The sequence below is a fragment of the Paenarthrobacter sp. YJN-D genome (assembly GCF_015040335.1).
GTDB lineage: Bacteria > Actinomycetota > Actinomycetes > Actinomycetales > Micrococcaceae > Arthrobacter > Arthrobacter nicotinovorans.
Window position 1 is genome coordinate 2,884,570 of the sequence record NZ_CP053549.1, and the last position, 17,283, is coordinate 2,901,852.

At 64.9% G+C, this 17,283-nt stretch carries 18 protein-coding genes and 1 riboswitch; of the genes, 8 read left to right on the plus strand and 10 right to left on the minus strand.

What is annotated here, in order from left to right:
* Nucleotides 1-8 precede the first annotated feature (8 nt).
* Nucleotides 9-1,496 (minus strand): protoporphyrinogen oxidase, encoded by a 1,488-nt coding sequence (gene hemG / locus HMI60_RS13315; RefSeq protein WP_255520203.1) that lies wholly within the window; start codon nt 1,494-1,496, stop codon nt 9-11.
* A 5-nt stretch (nt 1,497-1,501) separates the two neighbouring features.
* Entirely contained in the window at nt 1,502-2,617 is a 1,116-nt protein-coding gene (hemE, locus tag HMI60_RS13320) for a uroporphyrinogen decarboxylase (protein ID WP_193589793.1), read from the minus strand.
* Between the two features lie 157 nt (nt 2,618-2,774).
* On the opposite strand from hemE, the gene HMI60_RS13325 reads away from it, so the two are divergent.
* Nucleotides 2,775-4,097: a glutamyl-tRNA reductase gene (locus HMI60_RS13325; protein WP_018776512.1), complete on the plus strand. Its 1,323-nt coding sequence runs from the start codon at nt 2,775-2,777 to the stop codon at nt 4,095-4,097.
* A gap of 12 nt (nt 4,098-4,109) precedes the next feature.
* Here HMI60_RS13325 and HMI60_RS13330 read toward each other — a convergent pair whose 3' ends face one another.
* On the minus strand, nt 4,110-5,099 hold the full coding sequence (locus HMI60_RS13330) for an SDR family NAD(P)-dependent oxidoreductase (RefSeq protein WP_039242214.1): 990 nt from the start codon (nt 5,097-5,099) through the stop codon (nt 4,110-4,112).
* Nucleotides 5,100-5,137: 38 nt separating this feature from the next.
* Nucleotides 5,138-6,340, minus strand: coding sequence for a molybdopterin-synthase adenylyltransferase MoeB (gene moeB / locus HMI60_RS13335; protein WP_079580619.1), 1,203 nt, complete (start codon nt 6,338-6,340; stop codon nt 5,138-5,140).
* A gap of 6 nt (nt 6,341-6,346) precedes the next feature.
* Between moeB and HMI60_RS13340 the strand changes: the two genes are divergently transcribed.
* From HMI60_RS13340 to HMI60_RS13350, 3 genes are read left to right on the plus strand one after another with little or no spacing between them, the layout of a single operon-like run.
* A complete protein-coding gene (locus HMI60_RS13340; protein WP_218670569.1) occupies nt 6,347-7,081 on the plus strand; it encodes a TetR/AcrR family transcriptional regulator in 735 nt (244 codons plus the stop codon).
* A gap of 50 nt (nt 7,082-7,131) precedes the next feature.
* Nucleotides 7,132-7,356 carry a DUF3107 domain-containing protein gene (locus HMI60_RS13345; RefSeq protein ID WP_018776516.1) on the plus strand — a complete coding sequence of 75 codons (225 nt, stop codon included), beginning with the start codon at nt 7,132-7,134 and terminating at the stop codon, nt 7,354-7,356.
* A 36-nt stretch (nt 7,357-7,392) separates the two neighbouring features.
* Nucleotides 7,393-7,695 (plus strand): membrane protein, encoded by a 303-nt coding sequence (locus HMI60_RS13350; RefSeq protein ID WP_018776517.1) that lies wholly within the window; start codon nt 7,393-7,395, stop codon nt 7,693-7,695.
* A 49-nt stretch (nt 7,696-7,744) separates the two neighbouring features.
* On the opposite strand, the gene HMI60_RS13355 is transcribed toward HMI60_RS13350, so the two are convergent.
* The 4 genes from HMI60_RS13355 to thiO all read right to left on the minus strand — a co-directional run bounded on the left by HMI60_RS13355 (nt 7,745) and on the right by thiO (nt 10,405).
* Complete coding sequence (locus tag HMI60_RS13355; protein ID WP_193589794.1) at nt 7,745-8,089, minus strand: 4a-hydroxytetrahydrobiopterin dehydratase; 345 nt, start codon at nt 8,087-8,089, stop codon at nt 7,745-7,747.
* Between the two features lie 46 nt (nt 8,090-8,135).
* A complete protein-coding gene (locus HMI60_RS13360) occupies nt 8,136-8,933 on the minus strand; it encodes a thiazole synthase (RefSeq protein ID WP_189075202.1) in 798 nt (265 codons plus the stop codon).
* A 3-nt stretch (nt 8,934-8,936) separates the two neighbouring features.
* Entirely contained in the window at nt 8,937-9,173 is a 237-nt protein-coding gene (gene thiS / locus HMI60_RS13365) for a sulfur carrier protein ThiS (protein WP_018776520.1), read from the minus strand.
* Nucleotides 9,170-10,405, minus strand: a complete 1,236-nt coding sequence (thiO, locus tag HMI60_RS13370) for a glycine oxidase ThiO (RefSeq protein WP_193589795.1) — start codon at nt 10,403-10,405, stop codon at nt 9,170-9,172. The genes thiS and thiO overlap by 4 nt, the downstream gene beginning before the upstream one ends.
* Nucleotides 10,398-10,517, minus strand: a riboswitch (TPP riboswitch). It overlaps the preceding gene by 8 nt.
* 27 nt (nt 10,518-10,544) lie before the next feature.
* On the opposite strand from thiO, the gene thiE reads away from it, so the two are divergent.
* A complete protein-coding gene (thiE, locus tag HMI60_RS13375; RefSeq protein ID WP_193589796.1) occupies nt 10,545-11,231 on the plus strand; it encodes a thiamine phosphate synthase in 687 nt (228 codons plus the stop codon).
* 117 nt (nt 11,232-11,348) lie between these two features.
* On the opposite strand, the gene HMI60_RS13380 is transcribed toward thiE, so the two are convergent.
* Nucleotides 11,349-11,876: a CGNR zinc finger domain-containing protein gene (locus tag HMI60_RS13380; protein ID WP_193589797.1), complete on the minus strand. Its 528-nt coding sequence runs from the start codon at nt 11,874-11,876 to the stop codon at nt 11,349-11,351.
* Nucleotides 11,873-12,685 (minus strand): alpha/beta fold hydrolase, encoded by an 813-nt coding sequence (locus HMI60_RS13385; protein ID WP_193589798.1) that lies wholly within the window; start codon nt 12,683-12,685, stop codon nt 11,873-11,875. Before HMI60_RS13385 ends, HMI60_RS13380 begins: the two co-directional genes overlap by 4 nt.
* Nucleotides 12,686-12,907: 222 nt before the next feature.
* On the opposite strand from HMI60_RS13385, the gene HMI60_RS13390 reads away from it, so the two are divergent.
* From HMI60_RS13390 to HMI60_RS13400, 3 genes are all read left to right on the plus strand, one after another.
* The gene (locus tag HMI60_RS13390) at nt 12,908-14,407 is read left to right on the plus strand and encodes an RNB domain-containing ribonuclease (protein ID WP_110504032.1); all 1,500 of its coding nucleotides are present in this window, start codon (nt 12,908-12,910) and stop codon (nt 14,405-14,407) included.
* A 276-nt stretch (nt 14,408-14,683) separates the two neighbouring features.
* Nucleotides 14,684-16,396 carry a DEAD/DEAH box helicase gene (locus tag HMI60_RS13395; RefSeq protein WP_018776526.1) on the plus strand — a complete coding sequence of 571 codons (1,713 nt, stop codon included), beginning with the start codon at nt 14,684-14,686 and terminating at the stop codon, nt 16,394-16,396.
* A gap of 8 nt (nt 16,397-16,404) precedes the next feature.
* Nucleotides 16,405-17,283, plus strand: coding sequence for a site-specific DNA-methyltransferase (locus tag HMI60_RS13400; RefSeq protein ID WP_055971844.1), 879 nt, complete (start codon nt 16,405-16,407; stop codon nt 17,281-17,283).

Sequence of the window (17,283 nt, forward strand, 5' to 3'; positions counted from 1 at the left end):
GACGCAAATCACGGAAACGAAGGTTCTTCCGCGCTTCCTTGGGCGAGCTGGCGCCGCGTGTCCGCCACCACCGCAGCCAGGCCATTCCCGGCCAACCAACCGCCGACGACCACCAGGCCGTCGGCTGCGGCACAAGCCTCCCGGACCTGGGCTACGCGCTGTTTATGACCGACGGCGGCAAAAGGCAACGCCCCAGCCCACCGCACGACATCCCAATCAACGACGTCTGCACTGGTCACCGGCACCGTCAGCAGGGCCGAGGCGTCCGCCAAGGCTGCAGCCAGGAGGGATTCGTCATCCAGAACAAGGTCCGCTCCCCCGCCGGCTTCCTCGCGCCGGCCATAGGAAAGACGCAGGACATGCGTGCCCGGCCCTGCTTCTTCGGCCAGCCAATCCCACTTTGCCGTGGCGTGGGTCAGCGCTTTGGCCTTGATCCCGGGGGTTTGCGGCGCCACGAGGATGCCGGTCCCGCGCGGACGACTATCAAGCTCAGGCAGATCCACAACCAGGGTCACCAGGCTCACCAGCGGTCCGGGAGCGGGACGCAAGGCGGCCAACTCAGGCAAGGACTTCTCCAAAAGCCCAACGGCGGCCGGACCGTCCAGCGCAACGACCAGGCGATCGGCGTCGTACGTCGAACCTCCGGCGGTGACCCGCCAGCCAGCGCGGGTTTTCATCACGTCCTCGGCGCGCTTGTCGAGCACCAGGTCCACATCCCGTTCCCGGAGGTCGGCTACCAGCGCGGTCACCAGGGTGTTCATGCCACCTATAAGGCCGGCGACGGCGGAGCCCGCCTTCGCCGGACCGCTACCGGACCGGCCGCTGCCGGTTTTCGCGATGCCGGATTTCCGCTGCGCGGCTACCGCTGCGGCAAGCGAACCGTGTTTGCGCAGACCCGCCCGAAGTCCCGGCGCGACCATATCAACGTCCAGGAGAGCAGGATCGGCCGAATGGACACCGCCCACCACGGGCGAGACAAGCCGGTCAAGTACTTTTTTGCCCATCCGGGCGGCGACCAGCGAAGCGACGCTGGTGACCTCGGAGGATGTCCCCACCGATGCCGGCAGCCAACGGTCAAGGGAAGCTCGCACTGCTCCCACGAATCCCAGTGAACGCCGGACTTCCGGGTCCCACGGATTAGCGGGAATTCCCAGCACACCTGTTTTGGGCAGTTCCTGCGGACCGTCAGGCAGCTGTACCCAGGCCCCTCCCGGGTGGGGAGCCACGATCTGTTCCGCCAGGCCGAGTTCACGCGCGAGGTCGGCCACCGCCGGAGACCGCGTGGCGAAGGACTCCGCTCCGCTGTCCAGGTGCAGACCGGCGACTACGTGGCCCCCGACGCAGCCTCCCCACGCTCCGGTCGCTTCCAGCACGGTGACGGAAGTGCCGGCCATGGCCAGTTCCCGCGCTGCGAGGAGCCCCGAGATTCCGCCGCCCACCACCACTGCCCTGGCTTCCGGCGGGAGTTGTTTGGGCGTTGAGTGTCCGCCGCGCACGTGCCCTACTTGGCGGGGATCGAGTGGATGAGCTCCACAACGCGGGTAAGCACGGTGGGATCGGTTTCCGGCGGTACTCCATGGCCAAGGTTGAGCACGTGCCCAGGGGCGCCGGCGCCGGCAGCGATGACTTCCCGGACGTGCGCCTCCAGCACTTCCCAGGGTGCCGAAAGCAGCGCGGGATCGATGTTGCCCTGCAATGGAACCGTCCCGCCCAGGCGCCGGTTGGCTTCATCCAGGGGCAGCCGGTAATCGACGCCGACAACATCCACGCCGACATCGCGCATGGCGACCAGGAGCTCGGAGGTTCCGGTTCCGAAATGGATCAACGGCGCACCAAGCCCGCGGACGTGGTCCAGCGCACGGGTCGAAGCCGGCGCAACGTACTTGGTGTAGTCGGCCAGACCCAAGGAACCGGCCCAGGAGTCGAAGAGCTGGCCTGCGGAAGCACCCGCTTCGAGCTGTGCCTGGAGGAACAGTCCGGACGCGTCGGCAGCCCAGTTGGCCAGCGCGGTCCAGGTCTCAGGGTCGGCGTGCATCATGGTCCGCGGGCCCAGGTGGTCGCGGGAAGGCTTGCCCTCAACCATGTAGGCGGCAAGCGTGAACGGGGCGCCGGCAAATCCGATGAGCGGCGTCGTGCCGAGCTCGGCAACAGTAAGGCGGACGGCTTCGCGGATGGGCTCCAGGGCTTCCCACGTCAGCTTGGGAAGAGCAGCGACATCCTCCGCGATTCGCACCGGCTTGTCCAGGACCGGACCAACGCCCGGAACGATGTCCACTCCGACCCCTGCCAGCTTCAAGGGGATGACGATGTCCGAGAAGAAAATGGCGGCATCGACGTCGTGGCGACGAACGGGCTGAAGCGTGATTTCGGATGCCAGCTCCGGCCTCAAGCACGAATCCAGCATTGCAACGCCCTCGCGGACCTTGAGGTATTCGGGCAGGGAACGGCCCGCCTGGCGCATGAACCACACCGGCCTGCGTGAGGGCTTGCCGCCACGGTAGGCCGTGATCAACGGTGAGTCCGAGGTCCGGCCGTCCTTCAGCGGGTGGTTGGCGTCGAGGCTACCCGCCGGGGAGTTGGAGGCCGTACTCTTGGATGCTGCCGTGCTAGAAGTCATGCCTTTGATTGTGCCGAAAATCCGGGACAAAAGATAACGACAAACTGTCACGTCAGCCCGGCGAAGGCAGTTGTGTCGCGGATCACCGGCCTCCGTGGGGATCACCACGGCGCCATATTGTTCTACCGGGCTACGAAAAAGCTATGATTGGGGTGCTGTGGTTCTTTTCTCATTGGTGGCTACACACGCCGACATCGACCTCGAAACCGTCGCTCAGTTGAGCAACGGTTCCTCTGGGCTTGCCTCGGCAGCCCTGACTGATTCCCCCGTGGTGTCCGGAGCGGTGGTACTCGCCACCTGCAACCGCTACGAGGTTTACGGCGAAACGGCCAACGGGGCTGACCTCGAAGCAGCCCGTTCCGCCCTCGTTTCCCAGATCAGCGAGCTCAGCGGACTCAACGAACAACTCGTCTCGCGCTCCTTCGCTACCCACACAGGTCCCGAGGTCACCCGCCACCTCTTCGCGGTAAGCGCCGGGTTGGACTCTGCCGTAGTGGGTGAGCGTGAAATCGCCGGCCAAGTACGCCGGGCACTCATCACAGCCCAGCAGGAAGGGACAGCGAGCTCCGGGCTTGTTCGGCTCTTCCAGGCTGCATCCAAGACAGCCAAGGACGTTGGCGCACAGACCGCCCTCGGCTCTCGCGGCCTGTCCATCGTCTCCGTGGCCTTGGACCTCGCGACGGACCTGGCCGAGAATGACGACTGGTCCACCAAGAAAGTCGTGGTCTTCGGAACGGGCGCCTATGCCGGTGCCACCATGTCCCTCCTGCGGGAACGCGGCTGTACGGACATCTCCGTCTATTCTTCTTCCGGCCGCGCCGAAGCTTTCGTCGCCACCCGCGGCGGCAACGCGCTCGACGCCGACACGCTCCCCGCTGCTGTGGCCGCCGCCGACGTCATGATCGGCTGCAGTGGCTCTGACAACCGGGTCGAAGCCGCGGACCTTGAACGTGTCCGCGCCAACTCGGGCAAGCCGTTGATTGCCATCGACCTTGCCCTCACCCACGATTTTGATCCCGCAGTTGGTGAACTGGAAGGCGTCGAATTGCTGACCCTTGAGTCGGTTCGGCTCGCCGCTCCGCAGGAGCAGGCGGAGTCGCTGTCCCAGGCCAGCGCAATCGTCACAGGCGCTGCCGCCTCCTTCGAGTCCGAACGCGAAGCCCGTTCCGTCGACACAGCCATTGTCGCGTTGCGCCGCCACACCATGAACGTCCTGGACGCCGAGATGGAGAAGGTACGCGCCCGGCACGGCTGCACCGCTGCCGCCGAGGAGGTGGAGTTCGCCCTTCGGCGCATGGTCAAGCAGCTCCTCCACATCCCCACGGTCCGAGCCCGCGAGCTCGCGGCCAACGGCCAGCAAGACGATTACGTCGCAGCCCTTGAGGCCCTGTACGGCATCCAGGTGGAACAACCGCAGGCAGCGGCCGCGGCCACGGAATGCCCCGTGGACCACGACCAGCTCCGTTCTGAAAGCGCCTGAGCCACACCCGGCCTACGCGAAAGCGTTTATCCCCGTCAGCTCTGCCGACAACGCCCAAAGCTTCTTTGCGTCCGCCTTGTCCACGGCGTGGGCGTCCACTCCCTGGTAGCGGGCCAAGGGAGACTCCTTGTCAGTGGGTTTGGCAATATCGCAGTCTTCGCAGTAGACGCCACCCTTGCCATTGAGGGCCTCCGAGGTAGCAGCCCACACGGACGTCGCCGCACCTTGTTCAGGGGTCTTGAATCCTTCGCGCACGTTGCCTTCTGCATCCATCCAGCCCGCTGCCACCATTTCTTCCTTGGGCAGGTGCCGCTGCAGCTCGGTCATGATGCCACCGGGGTGGACCGCGAAGGCCCGCACGCCAGAGCCTCGGCCGAGGTGGTCGAGTTCCACCGCCAACAAGGAATTGGCTGTCTTGGCCTGGCCATAGGCCTGCCACTTGTCATAGGAAGTGCTGAAGTTGAAGTCGTCGAACCGGACGGGTGAGAGCTTGTGGCCTGTAGACGACAACGACACAACGCGCGCATCGCCTGAGGCCACCAACGCCGGCCACAACAGATTCACCAGCGTGTAGTGCCCCAGGTGGTTCGTCGCGAACTGGGCTTCCCATCCCGGCCCGACCCGTTGTTCCGGGCTGGCCATGATGGCAGCGTTGTTGATCAGGATGTCCAGCTTTTCGTGGCCAGCCAGGTATCGCGCGGCGAACTCCTTGACGCTGTCCTGGTCGGCAAGGTCCATGTGCTCCACCTGGACGTCCGCGGACAGGCCAGCGTCCGCCAGTACAGAACGGGCGTGCTCCAGGCGTCTGGCGGGTACTGTCACTTCTGCCCCTGCCGCGACCAAGGCACGCACAGTCTCCAGCCCAAGCCCGGAATAGCCACCCGTGACGATGGCGGACTTGCCGCGCAGGTTGATCCCGTCGATGACCTCCATGGCCGTGGTTCCGTGTCCAAACCCGGAGCCGAGGGGCCGCTGTTCTGTTTGTGTCCGTTCTTCGCTCATGCTTGAGCTTCCCAGAGAAGCAGGGATACGGGCAATGGTCAGTACACGGGCTTGGCGGGCTCCACCTGCCGCACCCAGGCGAGAATACCGCCGTCGAGGTGCTTGACGCGGCTGTAGCCGGCCTTCTGTGCGGCTTCCAGCACCGTTGCCGAGCGCGTGCCCGCCTTGCAGTGGAAAACGATGTCCTTGTCCTGCGGAAGTTCCACCCACGCCTCGCCGGACAGGATCCGGCCCTGCGGAATGAGCACCGAACCGTCGATGCTCACAATGCTGTGCTCTCCGGATTCGCGGACGTCCACGAGTTCAAAGTCCCGCTCCCCCGCCTCGCGCTCGGCCAGCATCCGGGCAAGTTCGGTCGCGGTCACGGTGTGGTCCTGGTCCGTGGCGGCAGCGGGTGTCACACCACAGAATGCCTCATAGTCGGTCAGTTCCGTGATGGGCTCGGCTTCCGGGTCCTTGGACACCTTGATCTCACGCCAGCTGCCGCCAAGGGCGTCGAACAGCGCCACCCTGCCAAGCAAGGAACGTCCGACGCCGGTAATCAGCTTCACGGCTTCTGTCACCATGAGCGAGCCGACCGCCGCGCACAGCATGCCGAACACGCCGCCCTCGCCGCAGGACGGCACGGAGCCTGCCGGAGGCGCCTCGGGGTAAAGATCCCTGTAGCTGGGTCCGTGCTGGGCCCAGAAAACGCTGACCTGGCCATCGAAGCGGAAGATGGAACCCCACACGTAGGGCTTGCCAAGGATCGCAGCAGCGTCATTGACCAGGTACCGGGTTGCGAAGTTGTCCGCGCCGTCAAGGATGAGGTCATACTCCGCGAAAAGGTCCAATGCGTTGGAGGAGTCCAGGCGGATGTTGTGAAGGACCACGTTGACCAGGGGGTTCAGCTCCGCGATTGCACGGCGGGCTGATTCGATCTTGGGGGTGCCTACATCCTTGACTCCGTGGATGACCTGGCGCTGGAGGTTGCTGAGGTCGACGTCGTCGTCGTCGACGATCCCCAGCGTTCCCACGCCGGCGGCGGCCAGGTAAAGCAGTGCGGGCGAGCCAAGGCCTCCTGCGCCAATGACAAGAACCTTCGCATTCTTGAGCCTGCGTTGGCCCACGGCTCCGATTTCGGGAATGATGAGATGCCGTGAGTACCGCTCAACCTCGGCCGGCGAGAGCTCGGCGGCCGGTTCGACAAGGGGCGGCAGGACGGTGGGCGCAGCGGAGTGGGCAGCAACAATTGAGGCCATACCCCAATGTATGCCTGCCGATGCCGCCCGGTCATATTACCCACCGGTAGAGTGGTCATAACTGCAAAGGAAAGGCGGCAGACTGTGGCTGACGGCACACGGGCAAACGATGGGGCACCCGCAAAGCAGGAACGGACCGGTTCACCTCGTTCACCAAGGTTGCCGCGTGACGAACGCCGGGCACAGCTGCTGAACGCCGCCTTGGAAGTCTTCGTCTCCAACGGCTTCCACGGCGCGGCAATGGACGAGATCGCAGAAACTGCGCACGTCAGCAAGCCGGTGCTCTACCAGCACTTCCCGTCCAAACGCGAGCTGTACATGGCGCTCCTGGACAGCCATCTGGCAACCCTGACGGATTTGATGCTCGGTGCACTGAACTCCACCACGGACAACAAGGAGCGCGTCAAGGCCGTCATGCGCGCCTATTACAGGTTCATTGCGGACGACGACCAGGCGCACCGCCTTGTGTTTGAGTCCGACCTCATCAACGATCCCGATGTCAGCTCCCGTCTGGAGACGTTCAACAAGACGTTCGCCGACGCCGTCGCCCATGTCATTGCCGAGGACACCAAACTCCCGCCCCTCGAAGCCCAGCTCCTGGGTCGCGGCCTGGCAGGAATGGCCCAGGTCAGCGCCCGTTATTGGCTTGAAACGGACGGAAACCTGGACCTCGATGTCGCCAGCGATCTGATCTATCGTTTAGCTTGGCGCGGAATCAGTCGATTCCCCAAAGAGTCCTAGGCTACAAATAGAGGACTGACTTAACACTTGATTGGCTTGGAGGCCTTGCTGTGGAAGTAAAGATCGGCATTCAGAACGTTGGCCGTGAAATTGTGCTCGAATCCGCCCTGGACGCTGACGCCGTAGCCAAGATCGTGGCCGAGGCCGTGTCCAAGGGCTCGGAACTGCGGCTGACCGATGAGAAGGGCCGCCAGGTCATCGTTCCGGGCAACGTACTGGGATACGTGGAAATCGGCGCCGAGGAAGTCCGCCGGGTCGGCTTCGGCGCCCTCTAGCGTTCACCGTCCCGCCTTCGTCCGCTAAGGAGTCTCATGCTTTCACTTGTCATCGTGGTTCTGGCCACCGTTGCTGCCGGTTTCATCGTGTGGGCCACCGATAAGCGGCACAGCAGGTACGGGATTGCATTGCCCGCAGGCATTGCGGCCGCTGTTGGCACCCTGAGCTGGATTGCTTTCATCAGTGCCGGACTGGGCTACCAGCCGGGCGCGACATGGATCCCCTGGGTCCTGCCGATCGTGCTCGGAAGTGCAGCGGCAGCGGGCATTGTGGTCTATCTGGGACGGACCCGCACCAAGCATGATACTGAGGCGCTGACCAAGGCCTTGCGGCTCTAGGCTCGAAAACCGGCAGTGACCATCACCCACGGGTGATGGTCACTGCCGTTTAAAGGCCCTCGGCGCCCGGATAGCGACCCGGCTCAGCGAGGGCACCCGTGGCCGATGCTGCCTCACTTACGGAGGCGGCAGCAGCAAGGTCGCGTTGGGTTACCTGTCCGCCGGCGTCATGGGACACGTAACGCAGGAAGACCCTGTTGTACCGCCAGTCAAGATCCGGATGGTGGTTCTGCTCTTCGGCGATCTGTCCAATGGCCGCGATGAGGGCCAAAGCCTCGGCCGCCGTCGACGTCTTGTAAACGGTTACGAGGCCGTTTTGGAGCTTCCAACCCGGGAGGTCCTTGAGCGCGGCTTCGACCGCTGCCTGGGGCACCGGTTCTTTCCTGTTAACCATGGTTGCTCCTTCGTTGCGGGGAACCCGGCCCGGGAGAAACCCGGCTTTAGAGGAACTCCGCCCGGCCTTCCATGGCCGAGGACGCCAAGGCGTGCTCACGACGCGGAATCCGGCCTGCCTGTTTGGCCAGCCTACCGGCGATGACGGCGTGTTTGAAGGCTTGACCCATCTGCACAGGGTTCTGCGCGCGGGTCACTGCGGTCGCCAGCAGGACCGCGTCACAGCCCAGTTCCATGGCAAGTGCCGCGTCGGAAGCTGTTCCGATCCCGGCGTCCAGCACCACCGGCACGGAGGCCCGGGACACGATGAGTTCTATGTTGTGCGGGTTCAGGATGCCCAGGCCGGTCCCGATGGGCGAGCCCAGCGGCATGACTGCCGTGGCGCCGAGGTTCTCGAGGCGGAGGGCAAGCACGGGATCGTCGTTGGTGTAGGCGAACACTTTGAAGCCGCGGTTCACCAATTGCTCGGTGGCGTCCACCAGTTCAACAGCGTCAGGGAGCAGCGTGTGCTCGTCCGCGATGACTTCCAGCTTGACCCAGTCGGTCTCCAGCGCCTCGCGTGCCAGTTCCGCCGTCATCACGGCGTCCTTCGCCGTGAAACACCCTGCAGTGTTCGGGAGGACCCGGATGTTGTTGTCCACCAGCAGCTGGAACAGCGAACCGGTTTCGGCCGGCGAATAGCGTCGCATAGCCACGGTGGTGAGCTCGGTTCCGGATGCCAGGAGCGCGGCTCCGAGCCCGTCAAGGCTCGGCGCACCTCCCGTTCCCATGATCAGGCGGGACCCGAATTCGACGCCGTCGATCACCAAGGCGTCAGTAAGGATTTCGGTGCTTGCTGTGGTCATGATTCAGCCTCCCTGTACTGCGGTAACGAGTTCGAGTTCATCGCCGTCGGCCAGCGGAGTAGCCGCCCACTGGCTGCGCGGCACCACCTCGGAATTGCGGGCGACGGCGACACCCAGCTTCCCGCCGTCGGCCGCCTGTCCACGGTGGTCGAGTACGCGGCCGGTGACGGCCGTGACGAGCGTGCTGACGGAGGCGTCGGCGGGCACCTGGCGGACGGCGCCGTTGAGCTTGATGTTCATACTGTTTCCTTGCTGTGGAGTTGAGAGCGACGCGCGGTTGCACTGAAACGGTCGGGCCGGAAAAGGGACCATCGGGTCTCGGAGGAACCATTGAGCAGCTCCCCCACGATCATGGCGGCCACGGGGGTCAGGAGGACGCCATGCCGGAAGAACCCGGTGGCCACAATCAGGCCCGCGATGTCCCCGCTTGAACCGGCTACGCGGCCCAGCAACGGAGCGTTATCCGGAGTCCCTGGCCTGGCGCGCGCAGTTGCTTCCAGGAGTTCAAGTTCGGCCACCGCGGGAACCAGTACCTGGGCGTCCCGAAGGAGCTGGTAAACCCCGCCGGCAGAGACTGCGTTGGAGGCCGCCGACAAGCCGTCCTCCCGTTGGGTAGCTCCGATGACTACGGTTCCGTCGTCCCTGGGAACGATGTAAACGGGCACCCCGCGGACCATGCCACGAACAGTGGCAGTGAGCAGCGGTTGGAGGTGCGCGGGGACCCGAAGCCTGAGGATGTCCCCGTAGACCGGCCTGACCGGAAGTTCAAGACCCTCAGGAAGGCCGGCGAGCGCGGGGGCGCCCAGCCCGTTGGCCACCACGGTTTCGCCGGCCATGACGGATTTGCCGGATTCGAGCTCCACTCCGGCTACCTGGTCCCCGTCCCACAACAGGCCGTGCGCGGACTCTGCAACGGCAAATCCTTCCCTGGCGCCGCCTACCCACGTGCCATCGCCGGATGAATGCGCGGCCAGCCCTGCCATGAGGCACTCCGCCAGCTTCCGGGGATCCACCTGGTGATCGGCGGGGATATCAAAGGCACAGGAAATTTGCGGGCTAAGGAGCGGTTCGCGTTCCCTGGCGGTCCGCAACGGCAACGGTTCGACCCCCAGGCCCGCCGCGAGCTGGACGGTGCGAAGGTCCGCGAGCGCGCGGCGGTCGGCGGCATCGGCACCCACGGCGAGGGTCGGCGTCGTGCGGTATCCGGTATCTTCCACAGGCCGGTGAAGGCCGCCGGCAAACGAAGGCCACAACCGGGATGACTCGAGCATGAGCTCCAGGAGGTCTTCTTCCTGGTAGTGCAGCTCGCTCACGGGCGCCAACATTCCGGCAGCAGCAAATGTCGCACCGGTGGCGGGCGCCGGATCGATGAGTGCTACGGAGCGGCCCAGCTTCCGGGCCTGGTGGGCGATGCCCAGTCCGATGACGCCTCCGCCGATAACGGCAACATCCGCGTGAATGGCTTCTGCCATCTGTTTCCTTCCCTACGCCGGTACTAGCCGGATCAGGTCAAGCGGTCGGCTCTGAAGCCCTCTCAGCCGGACGGTCATAAAGACGTAGGTCACGGCTCCCGCAGTACGTGCCCAGTTTAGAGGAACTACTGTGGATTCCATGACCCAGCACTCTGCCCTCGCCAGCGCCCGCCTCTACCTGTGCACTGATGCGCGCAAGCGCCAAGGCGATTTTGAAGACTTTGCCGACGCCGCGTTCCAGGGCGGGGTGGACATCATCCAACTCCGTGACAAGACGATCGAAGCCGCCGAGGAATTGGAATTGCTGGCGATCCTGCGTGGCGTCGCAGAACGGCACGGGCGGCTCTGGGCGGTCAACGACCGGGCCGATATTGCCAGTGTTTCCGGGGCTCCGGTGTTCCATGTGGGCCAGAAGGACCTCCCGCTGGAGATTGCCCGCACGTTCCTTCCCCGCCCCGCTTCGATTGGTCTCTCCACCCATACGCCTGAGCAGGTAAATGCCGCGATCACGGCTTCGCCGGGCGAGCCTGGGCTGGACTATTTCTGCGTTGGTCCCGTCTGGGCGACCCCCACCAAACCCGGCCGCGAAGCGGTGGGAACCGGCCTGGTCACATATGCCGCGGAAGCGATCAGGCGCGCGGAGGAGACCACCGGCGGCGCCGTGCAGGTGCCGTGGTTTGCGATCGGCGGAATCGATCTCGGCAACGTCGAGCAGGTGCTCGCTGCGGGCGCCAGCCGTATCGTCGTCGTTCGCGCCATTACCGAGGCGGAAGATCCGACGGCGGCAGCCAAGTCGCTGCTCGAAGCCCTGGACGCCGCCGCGTAACGGTTCTCCAAACAACAGTCCCAGGCACGCAGACCGTCGGGGTATCGGCAGGTTGTGGCGACAGGGGTGAGTCGGGGCTTGCAGATGCCGCAGCCCACCCACCGGATCGGATCAGATTCAGGTGAGCCGATCGCGGTACTGGCGCATCTTGCTCCGCGCCCCGCACGTGTTCATGTCGCACCAGGTCCGGGTCCTGGACCGTGAACTGTCGTAGAACACCCACCTGCACGCTTCCGACGCGCAGGTCCTGAGCCGCTGCCCCGAGCCGGTCAAGCCGTGGAGCAGGAGCGCCCCGACCGCTGCTCCCGCCGGCGAGACCGGCAGGCCGGCCGACGGGGTCAGCGCGAGCCGCCCGTCGTCGTCGACGTGGGGGCCTGCCCAGTGCTCCTGAGCGAGCTGGTTCAGGGCGGATCGCGCTGCCGTGTCGGTACGGTCGGCCAGGAACGCGCGCATGACCTCGCGGGCGTCGCGCAACGAGATGAGATGCTCGAGCGTGGGCTCCCCGTCCCATCCATACCGGACCAGCCACGCCCGCCCGTCACGGATGGTCGCCAGCGCGTCGGTGCCGTGCAGCAGTGTGGCGCTGTTGCAAAACTCCACGACGACACGCAGCTCCTCGGGCACGGCGGACTGCACGGCGTTCACGCGCTCAGCAGCCTGAGGAGTTCGCCGGGCCGATCCTCCGGCACCATGTGCCCGGCTCCCTCGATGATCGAAAACCGCGCGTGATCCGGAAGTGCAGTGACGAGCCGATGGGCGTAGTCGACACCCAGCCACGCATCTTCCGAGCCCCAGATCACGTGGATCGGGATATCCAACAGCCGGAGTCGATCCTGTAGCTCGTCGGTGTTCTCCTCGCCGCCTTGGGTGTACTGCCGGTAGAACGCCCGCGCCCCTTCCGTACCCGCCCACTGGCCCGTGTACGAAGCCAGGGCGTCTGCACGCAGACCCACGTGACTGCCGGACCGGATCTTGGCGTCGATCAGGGCAGCGCTAGCCCAGTCGGGGAGCGCCTCGAAGGCCTCGGGGTGCTGGTGGACGGTTTGGAAGAACCCGCCGGCGCCCCAACCACTCACCGTCGCGGCATCGATGAGCGTGAGCGACTCGAAGTTCACGTCGTGCAGGAGCGTCGCCCGCAGCGCGACCGCGCCGCCGACGTCGTGCGCCACGACCCGAGGCGCCGAGACCCCCCAGTGCTCGAGGAGTTCGACGAAGATCGTCGCCTGCTGCCGGAGGCTCACATCCGGCGCGGTGCGGGTCGACTGTCCGAATCCGAGCATGTCCCAGAGGTAGACCCGGTGATCACGAGCAAGCACCGGGGCGATGTCTCGCCAGATGTACGACGAGAAGGGTGTGCCGTGCATCAGAACGAGAGCCGGGCCCTCGCCGACCGAGTTCCATCGCACCGTACCGTCGCCGACGTCGAACCGCTCGGGTAGCGACCAATCGCTCATAGCTTGCCCCTTCCTTGTTACCGGCTTTATACCTTAGACGGTAACAGGCCCAAATGGGCTACGGGGGTGTTGATGGCTGCCGTCGACCGCCCCACCGCCTGCCTCCCCGGGCCGCCAAGAAGCTAATGGCCAGCAACAGCTGGCCATCCGCCGCACTGACAGCATCGCTTGGAGCTGGAAGCGTCCAAGACTATCCGCCGGTTTCGGGCTACCCTGATTTTCGTGTCACATCATCGGATAGCGCCCAACGTCGACGACTCATCGGACCAGCTCGCAGCGGCTTTCGCGGCCCTCCGGACGGAGCTGGAGCTGCCCGGCGACTATCCGGTTGATGCCGTCCAGGAGGCACGGGACGCCGTCGAATCCCTCCGCCTGCCCGATCGCGACCTCAAGCACGTCCCTTTCCTGACCATCGACCCCGCAACGTCAACGGACCTTGACCAAGCCCTGTTCATTGATCGCGCCGGCGAGGGGTACAAGGTTCTCTACGCGATCGCCGACGTGCCGTCTTTCGTGGCTCCCGGCGGGGCGCTGGATGCCGAAACCCGGCACCGCGGCCAGACGTTCTACGCTCCGGACGGCCGCATCCCCTTACACCCGGAGATCATCAGCGAAAACGCAGGCAGCCTGCTCGCCGATCAGGACTGCGGTGCGTTCGTCTGGGATTTCGACCTCGATGCCAACGCGGAAGTGGTCAATGTTTCCGTCGCCCGTGCCACGGTCCGCAGCCGCGCCAAACTCAGCTATAAAGGAGCCCAGCAACAGATCGACGACGGCTCTGCACCGCCCGTACTGCAGCTCCTCAAGGAAGTCGGGCTGAAACGGGTCGAACTTGAGAGACTCCGTGGTGGGGCAAGCCTCAACATGCCCGAGCAGGAAATCGTCCAGGCGACCGACGGCGGCGGGTACAGGATCGTTGCAGCACCGTCACTGCCGGTGGAGGACTGGAACGCGCAGATCTCCCTCATGACGGGCATGGCCGCGGCCCGGCTGATGCTGGACGGAAAAGTCGGCATACTGCGGACCATGCCCGCCCCCGATGAGAGGTCCTTGCAGCACTTCAAGCGGCAAACCGTGGCCTTGGGCAAACCGTGGGACGGCCAGGTCACCTACGGAGAGTACCTGCGGACCCTGGACGCCTCCGATCCCAAGCAGCTCGCCATCCTGCACTCCGCCGGGATGTTGTTCAGGGGTGCCGGATACACCCCGTTCGACGGCGAAGTGCCGGAGACGGTGATCCAGGCAGCCATCGGCGCGCCCTATGCCCACACCACGGCTCCGCTGCGGCGGCTCATCGACCGCTTCGTCCTGGTGATCTGCGATGCCCTGTGCAACAACAGGGAAATTCCGCGCTGGGTCCGCGAGGCGTTGCCCTCCTTGCCCGAGATCATGGGAGCCTCTGACCAATTGGCAGGCAGGCTTGAACGCGCTGCCTTGGACACGGTGGAAGCAGCACTGGTGGCCAACCACGTAGGCCAGGAGTTCGACGCCGTAGTGATTTCCGGTTCCAAGCCGCAGAACGGCAACGGAAACAGCAACAACGGCAATGGCACAGGCAAGGGCAACGGAAACGGCAGTGGACCGTCCGGTATCGTCCAGATCGCAGAACCTGCCGTCACCGCAAGGTGTGACGGCGAACTTGAGTCCGGCACCAAGGTCAGGGTGCGTCTCGTCAGGGCGGAAATCGCCAGCCGTGAAATCAGGTTCGAGCTTCTGAACTGACGCGCATCACGCGACGATCCGGGCTTTATGGCTCCCAGAGGATAGACTGGCCCTGTAGTAATGGATGCCCGGTCGTTGATTCAGTTAATTTTTGAACTCAACAAGCCCGCCCCTACGCGATCTTGAGATGTACCAACTGGTCACCAGTGCCAGTACTTAGATAGCCCGCGATCGGCTTCCACTGGACTTGCTTGCGCGCCCGTTCTGCTCCGGTACGGCTCCGCCGCCCCCGTTGAGCATGCAGCGCCAATGCCCAAATGAATAAGGAAACTCCCTGTGAGTGAATTGCACACCCATGAAGTCCTGACGGACTCCACCGGAACTGAATCCATCGAACCCGAGGAAACGATCATCTCGGATGAGACGCCCCACGAGATCGAGGAAAAGTCGTTTGCGGACTTCAACGTCCGCGCCGACATCGTCGAGTCCTTGGCCGACGCCGGTATCACGCACCCCTTCCCCATCCAGGCCATGACCCTCCCGGTCGCATTGAGCGGCCACGACATCATCGGCCAGGCAAAGACCGGCACCGGCAAGACGCTGGGCTTCGGTATCCCCGCCCTGCAGCGCGTTGTCGGCCGGGACGACGCAGGCTTTGAGAAGCTCGCTGTTCCCGGCGCTCCCCAGGCCCTGGTGATCGTTCCCACGCGTGAACTCGCCGTACAGGTTGCCAACGACCTCCAGGCAGCCTCGCGCAAGCGGAACGCCCGTATCGCCACCATTTACGGTGGACGCGCCTACGAGCCGCAGGTCGATGCGCTGCAGAAGGGCGTCGAAATCGTCGTGGGCACGCCCGGGCGCCTGATCGACCTCTACAAGCAAAAGCACCTGAGCCTCAAGAACGTCAAGATGGTCATTCTCGACGAAGCCGACGAAATGCTGGACCTGGGCTTCCTCCCGGACGTCGAGACCCTGATCGCCGGCACCCCCGCAGTCCGTCAGACGCTGCTCTTCTCCGCCACCATGCCCGGCCCGGTTATCGCCATGGCCCGCCGGTACATGACGCAGCCCACGCACATCCGGGCAGCCGACCCGAACGATGAGGGCTTGACCAAGCGCGATATCCGCCAGCTCATCTACCGTGCTCACGCCATGGACAAGACCGAGGTAGTGGCACGCATCCTGCAGGCACGCGGCCGCGGCAGGACCATCATCTTCACCAAGACCAAGCGCACGGCAGCGAAGGTTGCCGAGGAACTGGTTGACCGCGGTTTCGCTGCCGCCGCCATCCACGGCGACCTCGGCCAAGGTGCACGCGAGCAGGCTCTGCGTGCGTTCCGCAACAACAAGGTGGACGTCCTCGTCGCCACCGACGTCGCAGCCCGCGGCATCGACGTCGACGACGTTACGCACGTGATCAACTACCAGTGCGTCGAAGACGAAAAAATCTACCTGCACCGCGTGGGCCGTACAGGCCGCGCCGGCAACAAGGGCACCGCCGTCACGTTCGTCGACTGGGACGACATGCCGCGCTGGGGCCTGATCAACAAGGCCCTGGGACTCAGTGTTCCGGAGCCCGTTGAGACCTACTCGTCCTCACCGCACCTCTACAGTGACCTCGACATCCCCGAGGGCACCAAGGGCCGTTTGCCCCGCAATAAGCGCGTCCTGGCAGGCGTTGACGCCGAGGTCCTTGAAGACCTGGGCGAGACCGGCAAGAAGAACGCACGTTCGGGCGGTTCCGGCCGCGACGGCGGACGTGACGGAAAGCGCGACGGCGGCCGCGGCCGCTCCGGTAAGTCCGGCGGCTCCAGCGAATCCCGTGGCTCCAGCGAATCCCGTGGCGAGGGCGGAAGCAACCGCACCCGTCGTCGTCGTACCTCTGAAGGCGACGCAGCTCCGGCCTCCGGCGCGGCAGACTCGCGCAACGCCCCCGCAGACAACGCCGATAAGCCTGCCCGCACTCGCCGCACCCGCACGCGCCGCCGCAATGGCGAAGTGGTGTCGGGCGAGACGGCTGCTGCCCAGCCAGGCAACACCGAGGCCTAAAACCGTCGATGACTGAAACTGTTTGGGCGCCGGACGGCGGCAACATGGTGGTGCACGCGGACAACGCGGAATTCCTTCCAACGCTGCCGGACGGCGCCTTCACACTCATTTACGTGGATCCGCCCTTCAACACGGGCCGGGTCCAGCGGCGGCAGGAAACCCGCATGGTCCGCAACGCCGACGGCGACGGCGACCGCGTCGGCTTCAAGGGCCGTTCGTATGACACCATCAAGGGCGCCCTCCACAGCTACGACGACGCGTTCAGCGATTATTGGTCCTTCCTGGAACCCAAACTCGTGGAAGCCTGGCGTCTCCTGGCCGATGACGGCACTTTGTACCTGCATTTGGACTACCGGGAAGTGCACTACGCCAAGGTGATGCTCGACGCCATCTTCGGCCGGGAATGCTTCCTCAACGAGATCATCTGGGCCTACGATTACGGTGCCCGCGCCAAGAACCGCTGGCCCACCAAGCACGACAACATCCTGGTGTACGTAAAGAACCCTGCCAAGTACCACTTCGACAACGCAGAAGTGGACCGGGAACCGTACATGGCACCGGGTCTGGTCACTCCCGCCAAACGCGAACGCGGCAAATTGCCGACGGACGTGTGGTGGCACACCATTGTCTCCCCCACCGGCCGCGAAAAGACCGGCTACCCCACCCAGAAGCCCGAAGGGCTGGTGCGCAGGATCGTCTCCGCATCGAGCCGCCAAGGCGACTGGTGCCTTGATTTCTTCGCAGGTTCCGGGACCCTGGGTGCAGTAGCTGCGAAGCTGGGCCGCAACTTTGTGTGCGTGGACCAGAACGAACAGGCCATCGAGGTCATGCGGAAACGCCTGGGCAGCAAAGCCGGATTCCACGAGCTGCTGCCAACCGGCCTCTAG

Bases quoted from the DNA above. Each gene is read 5' to 3' on its own strand.
- hemE (WP_193589793.1), bottom strand. From the start codon at position 2,617: ATGACTTCTAGCACGGCAGCATCCAAGAGTACGGCCTCCAACTCCCCG.
- HMI60_RS13330 (WP_039242214.1), bottom strand. From the start codon at position 5,099: ATGAGCGAAGAACGGACACAAACAGAACAGCGGCCCCTCGGCTCCGGG.
- moeB (WP_079580619.1), bottom strand. From the start codon at position 6,340: ATGGCCTCAATTGTTGCTGCCCACTCCGCTGCGCCCACCGTCCTGCCG.
- HMI60_RS13340 (WP_218670569.1), top strand. From the start codon at position 6,347: ATGTATGCCTGCCGATGCCGCCCGGTCATATTACCCACCGGTAGAGTG.
- HMI60_RS13350 (WP_018776517.1), top strand. From the start codon at position 7,393: ATGCTTTCACTTGTCATCGTGGTTCTGGCCACCGTTGCTGCCGGTTTC.
- HMI60_RS13355 (WP_193589794.1), bottom strand. From the start codon at position 8,089: ATGGTTAACAGGAAAGAACCGGTGCCCCAGGCAGCGGTCGAAGCCGCG.
- HMI60_RS13360 (WP_189075202.1), bottom strand. From the start codon at position 8,933: ATGACCACAGCAAGCACCGAAATCCTTACTGACGCCTTGGTGATCGAC.
- thiS (WP_018776520.1), bottom strand. From the start codon at position 9,173: ATGAACATCAAGCTCAACGGCGCCGTCCGCCAGGTGCCCGCCGACGCC.
- thiO (WP_193589795.1), bottom strand. From the start codon at position 10,405: ATGGCAGAAGCCATTCACGCGGATGTTGCCGTTATCGGCGGAGGCGTC.
- thiE (WP_193589796.1), top strand. From the start codon at position 10,545: ATGACCCAGCACTCTGCCCTCGCCAGCGCCCGCCTCTACCTGTGCACT.
- HMI60_RS13385 (WP_193589798.1), bottom strand. From the start codon at position 12,685: ATGAGCGATTGGTCGCTACCCGAGCGGTTCGACGTCGGCGACGGTACG.
- HMI60_RS13400 (WP_055971844.1), top strand. From the start codon at position 16,405: ATGACTGAAACTGTTTGGGCGCCGGACGGCGGCAACATGGTGGTGCAC.